General features: G+C 52.9%; 15 protein-coding genes. 8 read left to right on the forward strand and 7 right to left on the reverse strand.

The genetic code is table 11. The features are described 5' to 3' along the window. From G462_RS0111090 to G462_RS0111105, 4 genes are all read right to left on the reverse strand, one after another. Window positions 1-251: ISAs1 family transposase (locus G462_RS0111090; RefSeq protein WP_026959050.1), on the reverse strand; the 251-nt coding region annotated here is incomplete at its 3' end. Window positions 252-308: 57 nt separating this feature from the next. Then, window positions 309-875 (reverse strand): sodium/glutamate symporter, encoded by a 567-nt coding sequence (locus G462_RS22555; protein ID WP_084405030.1) that lies wholly within the window; start codon window positions 873-875, stop codon window positions 309-311. Window positions 876-1,025: 150 nt separating this feature from the next. Continuing rightward, window positions 1,026-4,070: an efflux RND transporter permease subunit gene (locus G462_RS0111100; protein WP_026959051.1), complete on the reverse strand. Its 3,045-nt coding sequence runs from the start codon at window positions 4,068-4,070 to the stop codon at window positions 1,026-1,028. Further along, window positions 4,071-5,177 (reverse strand): efflux RND transporter periplasmic adaptor subunit, encoded by a 1,107-nt coding sequence (locus G462_RS0111105; protein ID WP_026959052.1) that lies wholly within the window; start codon window positions 5,175-5,177, stop codon window positions 4,071-4,073. 232 nt (window positions 5,178-5,409) lie between these two features. Between G462_RS0111105 and G462_RS0111110 the strand changes: the two genes are divergently transcribed. Further along, window positions 5,410-5,790, forward strand: a complete 381-nt coding sequence (locus G462_RS0111110; RefSeq protein ID WP_026959053.1) for a hypothetical protein — start codon at window positions 5,410-5,412, stop codon at window positions 5,788-5,790. Between the two features lies 1 nt (window position 5,791). Here G462_RS0111110 and G462_RS0111115 read toward each other — a convergent pair whose 3' ends face one another. Then, window positions 5,792-6,745, reverse strand: coding sequence for a LysR family transcriptional regulator (locus G462_RS0111115; RefSeq protein ID WP_026959054.1), 954 nt, complete (start codon window positions 6,743-6,745; stop codon window positions 5,792-5,794). Between the two features lie 270 nt (window positions 6,746-7,015). On the opposite strand from G462_RS0111115, the gene G462_RS0111120 reads away from it, so the two are divergent. From G462_RS0111120 to G462_RS0111150, 7 genes are all read left to right on the forward strand, one after another. After that, window positions 7,016-8,200, forward strand: coding sequence for a BamA/TamA family outer membrane protein (locus tag G462_RS0111120; RefSeq protein ID WP_026959055.1), 1,185 nt, complete (start codon window positions 7,016-7,018; stop codon window positions 8,198-8,200). Window positions 8,201-8,347: 147 nt separating this feature from the next. Beyond that, window positions 8,348-9,466, forward strand: a complete 1,119-nt coding sequence (locus tag G462_RS0111125; RefSeq protein ID WP_026959056.1) for an HlyD family secretion protein — start codon at window positions 8,348-8,350, stop codon at window positions 9,464-9,466. Continuing rightward, window positions 9,456-10,484 (forward strand): DUF2955 domain-containing protein, encoded by a 1,029-nt coding sequence (locus G462_RS0111130; protein ID WP_051326696.1) that lies wholly within the window; start codon window positions 9,456-9,458, stop codon window positions 10,482-10,484. Before G462_RS0111125 ends, G462_RS0111130 begins: the two co-directional genes overlap by 11 nt. 21 nt (window positions 10,485-10,505) lie before the next feature. Beyond that, window positions 10,506-11,573: an AI-2E family transporter gene (locus G462_RS0111135; RefSeq protein ID WP_026959058.1), complete on the forward strand. Its 1,068-nt coding sequence runs from the start codon at window positions 10,506-10,508 to the stop codon at window positions 11,571-11,573. Between the two features lie 60 nt (window positions 11,574-11,633). After that, window positions 11,634-12,224, forward strand: a complete 591-nt coding sequence (locus G462_RS22560; RefSeq protein ID WP_211234213.1) for a potassium channel family protein — start codon at window positions 11,634-11,636, stop codon at window positions 12,222-12,224. Window positions 12,225-12,527: 303 nt separating this feature from the next. Then, window positions 12,528-14,009 carry a multiheme c-type cytochrome gene (locus tag G462_RS0111145; protein ID WP_026959059.1) on the forward strand — a complete coding sequence of 494 codons (1,482 nt, stop codon included), beginning with the start codon at window positions 12,528-12,530 and terminating at the stop codon, window positions 14,007-14,009. A gap of 48 nt (window positions 14,010-14,057) precedes the next feature. Next, complete coding sequence (locus tag G462_RS0111150; RefSeq protein ID WP_026959060.1) at window positions 14,058-14,633, forward strand: NapC/NirT family cytochrome c; 576 nt, start codon at window positions 14,058-14,060, stop codon at window positions 14,631-14,633. A gap of 81 nt (window positions 14,634-14,714) precedes the next feature. Here G462_RS0111150 and G462_RS0111155 read toward each other — a convergent pair whose 3' ends face one another. After that, window positions 14,715-15,350 (reverse strand): alternative oxidase, encoded by a 636-nt coding sequence (locus G462_RS0111155; RefSeq protein ID WP_026959061.1) that lies wholly within the window; start codon window positions 15,348-15,350, stop codon window positions 14,715-14,717. Window positions 15,351-15,530: 180 nt separating this feature from the next. Continuing rightward, the gene (locus G462_RS0111160) at window positions 15,531-17,081 is read right to left on the reverse strand and encodes a sensor domain-containing diguanylate cyclase (protein ID WP_026959062.1); all 1,551 of its coding nucleotides are present in this window, start codon (window positions 17,079-17,081) and stop codon (window positions 15,531-15,533) included. Window positions 17,082-17,137: the final 56 nt, after the last annotated feature.

Below are 17,137 nucleotides of genomic sequence, written 5' to 3' on the forward strand. Positions count from 1 at the left end.
GCTGGGTCGAGGCGTGAAATCAATCGGGCAATGGTATCGTGTACTGGTAGGCCTGCAGTAAATAGCCCCTTTTCACGGAACCAGTGGAAGTGGGCTTCACCAAAGTCTTCGATATCTTCCCAGCCATTGGCTCCGCCAATCGTTGCACATACGGTTAGGAACAGCACATCGAACAACGGATAGCTTACTTTAGCGCTTTGTCGAGGATCTTTAATACTGCCGAAATGCTGGGAAAATACATCGATGGTCATGGAAGGCTCCCGAAAAAGGGAGTATAAGATCACAGCACGGACGTCAGGTCAAATTGCTTATAAGCGCTCAAAAAATGTTCGCGATCTCACCCTGCCAATTAAACAGGCAGCGATGAGTCCGAGTGTATTGCTTGCCACGCCAATCTCTGCGGCATTGGCAATGCCCTGCGCCTCAAAAATGGGTGCCCAAGCCATGGTGGTCCCTACTCCACCAATCAACGAAATGGATCCGGCAAGTAGCCCAATCATTGGCTCAAGCCCGAACAGGCTAGCAACCCAGATGCCTACGCCGTTTTGCAACACGATGTAAACCACCGCCAGTAGCGTTAGTACAAGTAATGGCTTGCCGCCGCTGACGAGGCTTTTAAGGTCTGCCTTAAGCCCTATCCCGGCAAAAAAGTACAGCAACAGATAGTCGCGCTGCACCAAGTCAAAACTCAGCTCGACCCCGCCAAAGTAATAAATGGCCGCCACCAGCAATGCGCAGGCAAAGCCGCCGATAACCGGCTCTGGAATGCTGTATTGTCTGAGTAGCGAGAAACGGTTGGTTGCAGCTTTACCCACAAACAACAGCGCCATCGCCAAAGTAAAAGAGATAAAGCCATCTAATTGCAGTTCAGTCATGGTCTACCCAAGATTTGGTTGTAGTTGTGCCGCGGCCAACAGGCCGCTAGCAGGCACAACTAAATTGGAAACGAAAAGGAAACGAGTGGCCCCATCGCTAACATGCGCCGATTAGGATCGGCCCCGGGGCACTCCTAATCGGCTAGTTAGCTATGAAGGCGATTTAATGCGAAACATCAGCGCGTAGAACAAGGGCACAACCATCAATGTGAGCAAGGTTGCGAACAGCAAACCAAACATGATGGTGACCGCCATGCTCTTAAAGAATGGGTCCACCAGCAAAGGGGCCACGCCCAAAATGGTGGTACAAGCGCCAAGCAATACCGGGCGCGCCCGGCTAGTCGCTGCATTAATGATTGCCTGATAGGGATGGGTACCAAGCCGACGCTCTACATCTGCCTGGTCTACCAGCACAATGGCGTTTTTCACCATCATGCCCACCAGGCTCAAAAACCCAAGGGTGGCCATAAATTCGAACGGGGTCTGGAACAGTATCAGCCCCACCGCTACACCTATGACCGCCAATGGCACGGTTAGCCAGATAACCAACGCTTGGCGAATGCCGTTAAACATGAACACCACTGCCAGCACCATCGCCGTAAACCCAAAGGGAGCTGCGGCCATTAGCGCTTCATCGGCCTCTTTAGCGTCTTTGTATTCGCCGTACCAATTAAGTTGATAGCCCGGGGGCAACTCGATGGCTTCCAACTCGGCGCGTATGCTGGCAAATGCTTGGGCAGTTAGCACGCCCGGCGCAGGATCGGCCTGAGCCATAATGGTCGGTACCCTGTCTACCCGTTTTAGCATTGCGTCTTGCCAAACCACATCAACACTGTCGACTAGCTGCGACACGGAAATGAACTCGCCAAGGCTGTGACTAAACACTTCCGTGTTCTCCAACGCTTTGCCGTGATGACGCTCCTGCGCAGGCGCTCGCACTACAATTGGGATGAGATCGTTACCTTCACGATATGCCCCGGCATGGCGTCCGGTTAGCGTTTGCTGAATAGCGGCATTGATCTCGCGCGAGGTAAGGCCATAGCGCTGCGCTTTTTCGCCCGAAAACACCGGTTGCACCACCGGCACTTGTTGGCGCCAATCATCTTGAACAGCAACTAAATACGGGTTGTCAGCCATAACCTGCTTGGCTTGCTCAGCCAGCGAGCGCAACACTGTGCTGTCTGGTCCGTGGAATGCCGCTTCAATCTTTTTGCCGCCACCCGGCCCTAACACAAACTTCCAAGCCATAATCGACGCGTCTGGATAGTCTCGCTCTAACTGAGCCTGCAGCGAAAGCAGCAAAGGCTCGATACGCTGAAAATCGTCCACGTCGACCAGTAGTTGGCCATAGCTGGCATTACCCGGCTCTGGCGAGTAGGTCAGCATAAAGCGCAGGCCACCGCCGCCGATGAAGCTGGTGATGTCTGTTACCCCTTCATGGGCGGCGACATCCTGCTCAATCTCGCTAATAACACGTTGCGTAAGGCTGATATCCGCGCCTTGCGGCAAGCGCACATCGACAACGAACTGAGGGCGCTGCGACTCCGGCATAAACCCAGGTGGTACTAACCCAAAACCTTTGATGCCCGCGACCATCGCGATAGCAATCGCGAGTAACGCGACTCGGCGATGCGCCAGAACACGCTGCAACACCTTGGTGTAAGCCGACATGGGGCGACTGACCGCGTTGCTTTTAGCCTTAGCCACCTTCAAAAAGTCATGGCATAGCAAAGGCGTTACCGTCACCGCGAACAGCCAACTCAGTAGCATCGAGTAGAGGATCACCCAAAACAGCGAGCCCGCGTACTCTCCCATGTTTGAGGGCGACAGGCCAATGGCACTAAATGCGCAGATACCGACAATGGTGCCGCCCAGCAAGGGCCATTTAGTCGATTCGACGACATCTGAGATTACATCGATGCGATCGGCCTCCGGCTCACTCTGTAAACGCGCCAACACGCCATCAGTGACCACGATGGCATTGTCCACCAGCATGCCCAGCGCAATGATCAACGCGCCGAGCGAGATCCGCTGCATCGCAATATCTTCGATCAGCATGATGATCAAGGTGCCCGCCACCGTTAGCACTAGCACAAACCCGATGATGATCCCGGTGCGCAAACCCATAAACAACAGCAGCACGACGAACACGATGACAACGGCAGCAACCAGGTTGTTTACAAAATCATTCACCGACGCCCGCACCGAATCCGACTGCAGCGACACCTCGTGCAGCTCGATGCCAAGTGGTCGCTGGTCAGCTAACTCGTCGATACGCTGTTTAACCGCATCGCCCATGTTGACCACGTTGCCGCCCGCCCGATTAGAGATGCCCAAGCCGATGGCACGCTCGCCGTTATACTGCATCAACAAGCTGGTTGGCTCCTGATAGCCGCGGCTCACCTCTGCCACATCGCCCAGAGTAACAACCGCATTATTGGCGCCTAGCCCTAGGTGAATACTGCGGATATCGTCGAAGGTGCGCACCGTAGAGCTAGGAATAACCGGAATATACATGTCGCCGCTATCCACTGAGCCCGCGACGGTAATGGCATTCTGGTTTTCCAGTACGCGATAGATTTGATCTGCCGATACACCGAACTGCGCCAAACGCTGGTTTGAGATCTCAACGAAGATGGTCTCTTGGCGCTCACCGAGAGTTTGGGTGCGCGCAACGCCGGGGACTAACACCAGCTCGCGACGCAGGCTGTCTACGTAATCCTGTAGTTGCTTGTCGCTGTAACCCTCTCCGGTTACCGCATAAAACTGGGCGTATACATCGCCAAAGTCATCATTCACGATTGATGGGCCTGCGCCGGCGGGTAACTCGCGTTGGGCATCACTTACTTTGCGGCGAACCTTATCCCAAATCTGCTGCAGTTGCGCCTCCGTTTTGGCAAAGCCAATCTCGATTTCTACCGTCACCTCTGACATGCCTTGCTTGGAGGTGGAGGTTATCTCTTTTACCTCCTGCAAGGTCTGTAGCGCCCCTTCAATGACATCGGTCACCTCATCCGATACCTCTTGCGCAGTTGCGCCGGCATAGGGCGTCACCACCACCGATTGGCGAATAACAAACTCCGGGTCCTCAAAGCGACCAAGTTGCTGATAACTTAACAGGCCGCCTACCAGCACTAAGGCGATAATCACCCAAACACTGGTGCGTTTGGCCAAGGTATAACGAGCAAGGTTCATTTAGTTAGCCTCCACAACAGACACATCCTGGGCGCGCACAGTCATGTCTGCTGACAACTGACTGTGACCGGCAATCACTACTTGCTCGCCATGTTGGATATCACTTTCAATGGCAACGCGGTCCATATTGATCGCGCCCGCCTTTACCTTGCGCTTGGATAAGCTTCCGTCGGAGTTCACCACCCAAACGAACAGGCCACCCATGTTGTCGGGGAGTACCGCTGTTAGCGGTAGCGAAAGCTGCTGCCCCTGATCATTGTTGGCACGCGAAGTGGTAACTTCGACCGGCATACCGGGTAGCACGCCCTGCCCGTTTAGCTCTTTAAACGCTAGCGTGACAGCGTAGGTGTGAGTGACCGGATCGGGCTCTGTGGCAAACCGGGCCAAGGACAACTCGAACTGCTTGCCCGGGAAATCACGCAGTTTTCCCACAGCAGCGCCGTCACTATCTTGCTGTTGCATCGCTCGAGCGGGAACGTTAATTACGACTTCAAGGCTGTCCAAGTCATGCATGGTGATTACAGATTGCTCTGCTTGTATCAGGTCATGATTGTCGACCAAGCGACGGGCGATAACCCCGTCAAAGTGCGCGTATAGAAAGGTGTGTTCTAGCTGTCGCGAAGCCTCAGCCACACGGTTTTTCGCCATCAGGAAGCGGCTTTCTATCTCTTCGAGTTGCGCCTGGGCGATAGCCCCATTGTTAGAGAACAGCTGCATGGCACGTTTAAGCTCTCGGTGTCTGTTTTCCATCTCTATGTTGGCGCGTGATAGGGCAATCTCTGCATCGGTGGGATCTAGGCGGGCAATCAGATCGCCATTCCGAACGTAGTCGCCTTCATCAGCAAAGATGTCAATGATCCGCCCATGGGTTCTAAAGGCCAGTGCCGCGCGATAGGCAGACTGCACGACGCCGAAATAACGGGCTTCATCACCGAGCCTGTTGACTGCGGCTTGCTCGGTAATCACCGGTCGAATCCCGTCAGTGACAGGCATAGCTTGGTCTTCAGCGCTACAAGCACTGAGCATTCCTGCAATTACCGCTAGCGCGCCAAGGCTTATAAGTCGACGCGTTGCCGGTGCGCCATCGTAGTGTTTGGTTTGCAACATAGTTAGCTCCACAAAGTGCTATTAAACGTGCCGACCATAAAAACCACCTAATGGCCGAAAGTGCGTAATCAGATTTGCGGCTAGCTTACTCGTCAGATTTGGCGTGCACAGGGATTACAGAAATTCAAATTTGGTAGTCTGGGTTTCGCCAAATTTGAATTTCTTAAAACCCTATTCAGCAATGAGAGCGATTCTGATAATGCTCGAACACTTATTCAGATCGAGAAATACAATGCAGTTCAAATTGATGTTAAATGGCCGCAAATATCGGATTAACGATGACGGTGAAGGCGACGCAGTCTTGATGGTGTTCCACTCGGGTCAAGACTTTGTAGAGTTAGAGTTGCTTAAGCGCTACCAAAATAACCGCTTCCGCATATTGGTGATCGACATTTCGCAGGCATGGCCCATCCCTGCATCACAGATGACGGTGAGTCAGTTAGAGTCGCTAGCCGATGACGTCCATTTGTTCGCTGATATCAACTGGCTAGACAAGCTCACCCTACTCTCATCGGGCAGCGGGCACGTACTCTACCCAATGTTGAAACAGCGTTTAAAGCAGCGCCTACAACTCGCCAATTTAGTTAACGAAGTGGAGAGCTTCAGCACATGAGTTAGCTATTGAGTTGGGAGATTAGCTCCGGCTGAGGGGTATTATCAAAGTAGCTTTGGATAACCTGGTGGAGCACCTGGGTCATGGGATAGTCACGTTTGGATTGCAAATAGCCACAACACAATTGATAACTGTTTAGTGCCGCCGGGACATTCGGAGGTAAGGGGTAGCAATCGATATCTTCGCGTAAGCAGCCAAGGTAGGTACTGCCATAGAAAATGGCATCGGAGCTCGCTACTTTATGCAGTATCGCTTGGGCGCTATGGGTAGTCAGTGTCACCCTAGGCTCAAAGCCCTTCGCACGGTATACCTCATCCAATGGGTCTTGCGGATTGGGGGCCCCGTCAGAAATTACCCTCGCAAGAGGAAGATTGCCAATTGCATCCCAGCCGCTGGTGTTTGTTAGCACGGGATGCCCTCTTCGCGCGACGATACACACTTCAATATCACGCAGCCCGCACTGATAGATGTCCTGAGGAAAGCCCATTCCCTCAAAACAGATCATGATATCGATATCCCCCTTGAGTAACTCTATCAGCGAATGATCCTGCCAATAAACAAGCTGGATGTGTGCCTTGGGAAACGCTGTACGCAGCGCATCAAACAGCTCACCACCATGAACATCCAGTACCAATAGGTGCACGGCCACACGAATAGTGCCTTCAAACGCCTCAGGATCAAAATCTTGATAGGATTCGAGCACCTTGATAAACGGCACCAGCATCACATCTGCAGCCTCAGCGAGTCGTTCAGCAAGCTCTGACGGTTCAACACCATGGGCCTTACGAATAAACAACCTGTCGCCAAACGTTTCGCGTAGTTTTGCCATACCGCGACTAACGCTGGTTTGAGAGATCCCCAGCTTGGCGGCGGCAGTATGGGTGTTGCGGGTTTCTACTACTGCGCACAGTAGCCTCAACAGGTTTAGATCGAGCTTCTCGAGATCCTTCTTCATCAGCGCGTTTATCCAAGTTATTTAGTTGATGCCTAGTTCTGAGTAACTACGGGTGGCTAAACCCGCAACTAACACACCATCAGTATAGCCGACAACAAAAACAAAATCAGACACTTAGCATTCCCGCTAAGTCTCTGGTTGCAGATGATGCAACTAGGCAAAAGTGAATTTCTCAAAGTCATACCGTCAGCCCAAGTCCGTGCATAGAATCGTCGCAGTTTTTTCATGCGCCAACACACAAACTAACCAACCTTGTGGGATAACCGAGACATGACTTCGCTGATTTCATTACTAGTAGAGCTGTATCAACTGTTGCGAGTAACCCTAATAAGCTTACTCACCCTAACCCTTTATTCGCCAAGTTTGCTAGCCGAGGAGCACGCGCTTGAATACTACCCTGACGGCGATGGCAAAGAGCAAGGTATGGTGGTTATTCCGGTAGCAGCGGCTTTGAAGAGCACCGGGATGATGGGCGGTGCGGTTGTGTCGGTTCCCCATATCGGGCAAGCCAACACGCAACTTGTTGGTTTTGGCGCGTACTCAGTCAATGACAGCTACATCACTTATCTGGGTTATTTCAACTTTGCATTAACCCGTGATTGGAGTATCGATGTCTCAATGCTTCAAGCAGAGTTTATGGACTCGCCCCTACAAGGCAGTACTGACAGCGTTGACGCCAGCAAGGCAGAGTATCCAGCAGCGTATCTAGAACGCGACTGGTATCTAACCTTGCGAAGAAATTTGCCCACCCTGAGGGCCAGAACCGATTTTGAATTCGAGCCTTTCTACAAAACCAGAGACATTCGCTCCAACTCCACCGCAGGTGAGCATGGCAAAAGCTATGGCGTGAGCGCAGGGTTAGTTCAGGACACGCGCGATAACCAAGCTTCCCCCGGTAACGGCTACCTTGCAACCGGGAAAGTCCTGCGCGACTGGGGAGGCGCTGAGCGCGCCGCATACACCCGCTGGGAAGCCCAGTATGCACGCTATCTCGACCTCGGTGGTTCGGCCTTATTTAAGCAGCAAACCTTAGCCCTAAGTGCCTACTTGTCAGACATACCCACGTGGAGCAATCACAATACCGCGAGTCAACCCGACTGGTTTGCACAGTCTGTACTGGGTGGCTCAGAGCGTATGCGCGGCTACGAAGATGACTACTTTCACAGTCGCAGCGCGGTACATTATGCGGCGGAGTATCGCGTGATCCCGCAGTGGCAGCCACAATCGCAGATTCCCTTGGTTAACCGTTACCAGTTTCCTTGGTGGCAGGTTGCGCTGTTTGCCGAACTTGGCGATGTCGCGCCGCACTTTAGTCTTGAAGAGCTGCATAGCGATCTAAAGTGGAGCGCAGGCTTTGGTGTGCGGGTGTTTGTGGAGAATATTGTCGCGCGCGCGGATTTTGCGTTTAGCGATGTGGATACGCTGTTTCGTTTTGCGGTAAATCAGCCGTTTTAGTGTCAGTTTGGTTCGCTGTGGTTGACCCTCACGTGACCTAAGTCGCTGAGCGCAAAGCCATCTAGTGACCTTGAACAAAATACACCACGGTCTATGCCTGATTTGCCAGTAATTGCAAAACTATTCCGCGCAAGTAAAGGGACTTACATGAGCGAATCAGAGCAAGTAAGCCCGGAGGCTGTGAATGCGTCCGAGCAAACCGGCGCGCCGGACAAGGTGCGCAAGCTGACCAATATCTTGGTCATCTCAGTGGTCGTTATCTTCCTGTTTAGTGTTATCGCCGATCGGATTATCCCCATTACCGACAACGCTAGAGTTAAAGGCTATATCGTGCCCATCAAGCCGGAAGTGTCGGGCACGGTATTAGATATCGTCGTTCAGCCCAACCAACTGGTTAATCAAGGCGACCCGCTTGCCCTGCTCGATCCGGCCGACTATCGCATTGCCGTTCGCCACGCCGAGCAAAACCTGGAGATTGCCGGGCAAAACGTTGGCGCGCAAACGGCCAATGTAGCCGCGGCGCAGGCCAGACTGACCTCCGCCATGGTCGAACAAGCTAACACCCAACAACAGGCTAGCCGAGTGCTGGCCATGGCCGACAAAGGCGTAGTCTCCCGGGCTGAAGCGGACAACGCACGGGCAGCGCTGGCTAGTGCCAAAGCGGGCGTATCTAAGGCTCAGGCCGATCTTGAGCAAGCCAAGCAGCAAATGGGTCAGCAAGGCGAGGAAAACAGCCAGGTCAAAGCGGCACTACTGGCGCTAGAGCAGGCACAACTCAACCTCGAGCGCACCGTGATTAAAGCACCGACCCAAGGCGGAGTATCCAACTTTAGCCTGTCGGAGGGTTTCTATGCCTCCGCCGGTCAAGCGATTATGACCTTCGTGTCCATCGAAGACATCTGGATCGAGGCCTATTTTAGAGAAAATAGCCTTGGCAACGTAACGGTGGGCGACGAGGTGGAAGTGGCGCTGGATTTCGCCCCGGGCAAGGTAGTGAAAGGCCGGGTAACCAGCATCGATTGGGGTATCGATTGGGGACAAAGCAACCAAGCGGGTAAGCTTGCGCAAGCAAGCGAGCAAACCGGCTGGCTGCGCCAAACCCAGATGCTACCGATCACCATTCAATTTGAGCGCGATGAGGTGCGTGGACTACTGCGTATCGGCGGCCAAGCCGACGTGATCGTTTACAGCGGCGACAACTGGCTGTTTAACGCCTTTGGTAAGGTGTGGATCCGCCTGCTTAGCCTGTTCTCTTATGTCAGCTAAGCGTGCTGCTGTGACCAGCGAGTTCGATGCGGCAACCCAGCGGCGAGTGCTTCGATATACCCTCGGTGTAATGACTGCGGTGTTGCTGGCAGCGTGGATAAACTGGCCACTTGCCTTCGTGGCGCCAGTGTTTACCGCCAAGTTTCTGCTGGATAAGTCGCATTTACATCGAGCGACGCTCTACGAGTTGTTGCTTGCATTGATAGCCACCATGGCGATGGGGCTACTGCTGTCGCGCAGCATCACCCACTACCCCATTCCACTGCTGATTCTGGTCGGGTTGGTCATGCTGTGGAGTTACTACCTGTTTAGTCATCCAAAGTGGAACCTGTTCAGTACCATGCTGCTTATTGCGGTACTGGTACTGCCATTTATGGCCATATCCAATCCGGGCATATCGGTGATGTTAGCGCTAGGTCTGGCGACTTCAGGGGTGGTGGCAGTTATGGTGTTCGCCTTGATGCACCTTGTCATTCCCGAGCCGAAGCAACAGTTCGCGGGATTCGCGCCTCCGGCAATCAACTACTCGCAACGTTGGAAGATGGCATTTAGGGCGATGATAGTGTCTTTTCCCATCGTCTGTTACTTCTTTATCTTTCAGATCGCCGAAGCCCTGCTCACCATGATATTTATCGCAATACTGTGCTTTATGATCACCTCGGAGAAGTCGGTCAAGATCAGCATGTTTCTTATTTTTTGTAACGCGTTGGGAGGGGTACTCGCGGTCGCGACCTACTCAGTGCTTGCGGTTGTGCCAAACCTTATTTTCTACACGCTACTTATCGGCTTAATGGCGATTAGTATCGCAAAACGTATCTACAGCGAGCCACAAAAAGCCCCTATTTACGCCACTGCCTTCAGCACCGTCTTAGTGCTCATTGGCAGTACCTTAATGAGTGCCGGCGATATTGAAAGCAATGCCATTCTCAGGGTTGGCCAACTGGTCGCAGTCAGCCTGTACATGGTGTTTGTGTCACTGTTTCTCAAATCGAGGCGGTGGAAGCCGCTGTCCGACTAGCCCCTATGCCAAGGATGCCCTATGAAAACTGATGCCAATCCATCACAGCAGGTAATCGACAATGCACTCAAGCTTTTGGCCATTGTGGTATTGCTGGCATGGTGTTTTGCGATCCTGCGGCCGTTTATCATGTTGATCGCCTGGGGGGCGATCATCGCAACCGCCTTGTATCCAGTCGCCTTGATGATCGCCGGTAAAACCCGACTCAGTGAAGGCAAAGCCAGCAGCCTGCTCAGTTTGATCGGCGTGATCTTGCTGCTGATCCCATTGGTCGCACTCTCTACCGGTATTTACACCAGCGCTAGCGAGCTATTCACTGGCTTACAAGATGGCACCCTGGTCTTTCCCAAGCCAAAACCGAACATCCAAGAGCTTCCCGTCATCGGCGACAAGCTTTATGCGATGATGACGCTAGCAGCAACCAATCTCGAAGGCGCATTTGCCAAATATGGCGATGAGCTTCGCCAGCTAAGTAGCAGCGCAGCCTCAGTTGTCGGCTCTCTGGCTGGTGGGCTGTTGCAGTTTATTATTGCCACCATCATCGCAGGTGCGTTTATGAACCATGCAGCCGCGTGTAAAACCGGGTTAATGCGCCTTGTCGATCGCATGACCCAAGGCGCAGGACAAAGCTTGGTTGAGCTATCCACCGCCACGGTTCGCGGCGTTGTCCAAGGCGTGATTGGCGTGGCGGCCATCCAATCGGTGCTTGCTGCTATCGGCTTAGTAGTGGCCGGCGTACCCGCTGCGGGGATCTGGGCACTTGGCGTCCTGCTGATTGCCATCGTGCAACTGCCTCCGATACTGGCCTTACTGCCGGCGATTATCTATTTGTTCAGCGTGGGGACCACTACCACCGCCACGCTATTTTTAGTCTGGTGTATCTTAGTAAGCGGTAGCGATGCCGTGTTAAAACCGATGCTGCTGAGCCGCGGCTCCCACGTGCCAACGCTAGTGATACTACTCGGCGCACTGGGCGGTATGGCCATGTCTGGCATTATCGGCCTGTTTGTAGGCTCTGTGGTGTTGAGTTTGGGCTATCAACTGTTAAGTAGCTGGCTAAGCCATAACAGCACCGAGGAGAGCCAATGAGATCCCTCAACGCCGGCGACAACTTCTATTTTTTATTCTTCGCGCTACTGGCTTTGATTTTTGGCTGCGCAGTCATGCAGCAGTTCTACCCTAGGGCCAAAAGACCTTTTTTGGCTGATCATTGTCACGCTAACCGTGGCGGTGGCTGGCGTAAATCGACAGCGAAAGATGCTCAGGACATGGTATGAGGTACTGATTGCGACCATGGCAGTATCTGGCGCATTATCATTTTTTGAGGAGTATGACTTATCGGTAGTCACACTCGCGGCCCTGCTGTTCTTTCTCATCGCACAGATTATTGCGGCGGTGAAGCAGGTAGCGCTAAGTGACTCGGTAACACGCAACCATATCGTCGGCTCTGTCTGCATCTACATGTTGCTAGGGCTTAGCTGGACAGTCTGCTACCTGCTGATTCTCGAACTGTTACCCAATGCCTTCAATGGCCTGGATGCTCTACCTTGGCTAAATAACCTGTTCAATGCCATGTACTTTAGCTTTATTACCCTAACAACCGTTGGCTACTGCGATATCTCGCCAACCCTACCCATCGCGCAGTTCTTTGTGTTTATGGAGTCCATCGTCGGAAGCTTTTATTTAGCGATATTGGTTGCCAGCTTGGTGAGCCTGCGCTTAACGCAAGCCCAACGCTAAGCGCGTTTAGATAATCACTTGTCACCCCACCTAACGCGCTTTTTTGCAGCGCTTAGTGCGAATGTTTCTCTTTTATCCTTATGGATTTCAGAAACTTACCTCTTGTTGATATACCCCGAAAGTAGTAGTTTTGATTTATATCAATAAGTGTTCAGTTTACCGTGCTGGAGCAGCGAGGCGGATCACAATTTACCCATAGATAAATAGTGGTTATTTGCCAAAATAGTCACATAGAGTTGATGGTTATTTGAGCTGTATAACTTTCTTCCGGTCAATCTAGGGAAGCAATATAGCGAGGCCAACATGGACACCTTCCGCCGATACAACCCGCTGCACACCTGCATGATGGGTGTTGCTTCGGTTCTTTTGCTGTTATTCACCCTCCTTCCTGCTGCTGCGCATGCCACGCCCAAGGCGCTGGTGATGAAGCCTTTTGCGCAACTCTCAGACGAGAGTAAGGAGTGTGCAGCCTGCCACAAAGACAGCAACCCTTCTATTTATGCTCAATGGGGGCGCTCTAAGCACTATGGGGCAAACGTTGGCTGCTACGAGTGTCACCAAGCCGCGCCCGATGACCCCGATGCAATAACCCACGAAGGGCATAGCATTGCCGTGATTGTATCGCCCAAGGATTGCGCCAACTGTCACACCCAAGAGGTAGAAGAGTTTGCAGCCAGTCACCATGCGAAGGCGGGTCAGATCATCGGCTCGCTGGATAACTTCTTGGCTGAAGTGGTAGAAGGTGCGCTCACTATGAATGGCGAGTCGCCTGCAGCAGTTAACGGCTGCTGGCAGTGCCACGGCTCTGAAGTCAAAGTAATGGAGAACGGCGATCTTGACCCAGCCACCTGGCCGAACACCGGTATTGGCCGGATTAACCCGGATGGCTCGGTGGGTGCCTGTACCGCCTGCCACCAGCGCCATGAGTTTAGCATGGTGCAGGCTCGCCGGCCGGAAGCCTGCGGTAAGTGTCACCTTGGCCCTGACCATCCGCAAAAAGAGATCTATGAAGAGTCGAAGCACGGCATCAACTTCTTCGCTAACGTCGACCGGATGAATCTGGACTCAGGCAAGTGGATCGTTGGTGAAGACTATGACGCCGCGCCGACCTGTGCCACCTGTCATATGTCAGCCACCCGCGAGCTGCCGATTACCCACGATGTTGGCGACCGTATCTCCTGGACACTTCGCCCGGCGATTTCCGAGAAGATTGACGCCAAAGCGATCGCCTCTGGCCAAGAGACCAAATCCTGGCAAGCGCGCCGTGCGGATATGGAAAAGGTATGTGATTCGTGCCACACCAAACCGATGGTCGACAACTTCTATCAGCAGTTCGACTCTTTGGTTGAGCTGTATAACGACAAGTTTGCTCGTCCCGGTAAGGCGCTGATGACCGTGCTTAAAGAAGAGCAGATGATTACCGACACCGGCTTCGATGAAGAGATTGAGTGGACTTGGTTCTACCTATGGCACCACGAAGGTCGCCGCGCCCGCCATGGCGCCGCCATGCAAGCGCCAGACTATGTGCAGTGGCACGGCATGTATGAAGTGGCTGAACGCTTATACATCGAGATGGTGCCACAGTTCCTTGAACTGGTAGAACACGCCGAGCACGAGGGCAATGTGGAAGGCGCCGAGCGCGCCCGTGCGGTACTCGATGAGATCCTAGCGAGACCAGAGCATGCTTGGTTTAGCGGCAATGAGCCAGAAGAAGTGAAAGCGGCTCGCAAAGAAGCCCAGGCCGCCTTTAAAGCGCGCTATGTCGAGGACAACAAAAGCCACTAATTGACAGAAGGAGGGGCTGGTCCCCTCCTCTGTTTGCTCGGAGGCCTTATGGGCGAGTCTCAATCTAAGTTCAAAAAGCTTAAGTTCAAAAAGCTGTGGGGGTGGCTGAAACGACCTTGGCTGCTGGGTATCCCTATTGGTATTTACTGCATCGTGCTGTTAGGCGCGTCATTTCAGGGCGCGATGGTGGCCTCTAACCATAACGAGTTCTGTTTTAGTTGCCACCTCAGCATGGATACCATCGTTCAGGAGTACAAAGCATCGCCTCACTTCATTAGCGATGACAACGTGCCCGCCACCTGCGCAGACTGCCATGTGCCGCATGATTACGTCGCCAAGCTCAAAGTAAAGATTGCTGCCACCGCCGATATTTACCACATGCTCAAGGGCACTATCACCAAGGAGACCTTTGAAGAGCACCGGCCGCGCCTTGCCCAAGAAGTATGGGACCATATGGTGGCAGACGACTCAGCCAACTGCCGCCACTGCCATCAAGGCGATAACTTTGATTTGGCCAAGCAGCCGCAGCGTGCCCGGCTAAATCATGAGCAAATCGAAGAGCGCGGCGAGACCTGCATCGACTGCCATACTGGCATTGCGCATAAGCGTATCGTAATCAAATAACCCTCAATGCAATTGATAATGCCCGCTGAGCTAGCGGGCATTTTTTGTTGGGCTCGTTAACATCAAAGCGTTACAAGAACGCTATAGCAAATGCTCTGGCAAGTCGCGGCTCTCGTAGGCATTGGCAAAGCGGTGGTTGCGGTCGCGGTGTCCGGCTTCATCTAGGCGGATCCGCACAACCACGTCGCGCAAGGTCGCATCACTTGGCAAGTTGTAGTAGTTGATGGCAAGTATCGGTGCGGCGATGTTCTCTACTGTGCCGCTGTCGATCGCTTCCAGGTATTCGGTGTAGCTTTTGCACGCTTCTTCCTCAAAATACCCCACGATACGATGGGCGGTTTTAGAAGAGACAAGGTAGATGATGCCATAGAAGAAGATAAACACGCCCTGCCCCAATAGCACCAACATGCGCTCTATCCAGTTAGGTTTGGCGATATCCAGAAAGATCATCAAGTGCATACGCTCGTTTTCGGCCTCGTCCAATAACTCGCGGATCCAGCCTTCGTCATTTTTCATCCTGCGCAGCGCTTTGAGATGGTTAAACATCCCTGCCACCATACCTGGCACGGCAGCGATGGTCTCTAAGATGACGGCACGTTTGGCCAGGCGCTCGCCATAGAAGATGTTCAAGACAAACTTGAGAAACTTGGTGACCTTGAGTGCGATACGCTCGGATGTGCGGGTCGCGCTGTGATGGGCAGATTGAAAATCAGACATACCTTACCTCTTAGTATTGTGAGAGCGGTTGCAAGGGGTTACATTCCTTAAGAGCTAACGTGTGGATTGATAGTGTGGTTTAACCCTTTGGATTATTGGGTCTTTGACTGCAGCGCGAGAGTGTGTGGGAAGTGTGATGAGTGCATGGAACGGGTAATCGCTAGGGCACAACTCAAAGGACTATGGCAGTAGTGAAATACAGCGATCGCGCCCCGCCGACTTTGCTTGATACAAGGCCTTGTCAGCGCGTTTTAGCGCGCTATCGATCTCTTCATTGACCAGCAATTGCGTGGCCCCGGCACTGGCAGTCACAGTGAGCCGCTTGCCGCTAACCGGCGCTACTCGCGTTGCCTTTAACACCCGATTGGCGAATGCCTCGGCGCCATTGATGTCAGTGCGCTCCAACATGGCAAGAAATTCCTCACCGCCATGGCGGCTGACCAGGTCGACGTTGCGACTGACGTTTTTAAGCACCTTGGCAAAGGCGTGGATTACCTCATCACCAGTGTGGTGGCCATAGTTATCATTAACCGATTTGAAGTGATCCAAGTCGAACAGTACCAGCGACATTGGCTCATCAAATCGCTGATGGCGCATTCGCATCTCTTCGCTACGGGCCGACATAGCGCCGCGGTTAAGCAGGCCGCTCAAGCTATCGTGGGCAGCCACATAGCGTTGAAACACCAAGCTGCGCCGCAAGCGGTATAGTAGATACAGGGAGAGCAGCAACAGGTGCATCAGCACCAGCTCGTAGCTGATATCCCATAGCGTCGCCCACACCAAGGTGCTGGGATAAATGTACGCGATTAACTGGAGTTGCCCATCAAGCAAGGGATAGCGCAACACCAAAGGCTCGTTGCCCAACCACGTGGTATCCCACTTACTAAGAAAATCTCGATAGTCTAACTCCGCGGTTAGCTGCTCGTCTGACAGCACAACGCTGGTGGCTAACACCTGATTCTGACGACTGGTCAGAATAAACTCGCCAATGCTTCCCTTCCAAAGCGCTTCAGGCGCCCAGGCGCGTTGGCTAACATCGACGAACATTGCGCCTTTGAACACGTCGTTGACCAGTACCGGGCTGGCTATGGAAACCACTAAGCCTTCCCCCGCCGCATCTTGGTAGGCATCGCTTACCACGGGATTGGCGGTGGGATTGTTCTCTGGTAGCAGCAGCTGCCAATGGTCGCTGGCAAAGGTATCATCGGTCAGTTGATACTGAGATACGCTGACCCCCGGTACGATGTAGCTGAATTTGGCCAAAGAGGTATAGTAGGTCCATACCAAGCCAAGTCGCGGCTCCGGGCGGATCCCCAACGCGAGCGCCGCACTGAGCTCTTGAAACTGCTGCCCATCTAATCGTTGATAATGCCCAAGCCCTAGTAAACTCCCGTTAATGTTAAAGCGCGACGAGTATTCTGGATCGATGCCAAAGTTGTCGTATTGAGGAAAATAGTGAAGGAAGCTGGCCGCGGGGTGATACAAGGCCTGTAGCTCTGCGAGTTGGATGTTCTTGGACATTTGTTGGCTAAGCGAGCTGGCATAAGACTGTGCCATCAGGAAGTCATCTTCGATGGTCGCGGCCGCTTCCACCGAGCTAACCTTGAAGCTCTCCAATACCTGCTGGCGATTAGCCACACAGTATTCGATAAGTACAAATAGCCAAACGCTGATAAGGCATAGCTTAATAATAAACGATCTGGAGATTGGCCAGTTGCGGTACTTTCCCATAACACCCTGTTTAGAATTTAAACGCTCATCGGCGACCCATATACTCGAAAACCTCT

It is taken from the genome of Aliagarivorans taiwanensis DSM 22990 (genome assembly GCF_000429505.1).
Taxonomy (GTDB): domain Bacteria; phylum Pseudomonadota; class Gammaproteobacteria; order Enterobacterales; family Celerinatantimonadaceae; genus Aliagarivorans; species Aliagarivorans taiwanensis.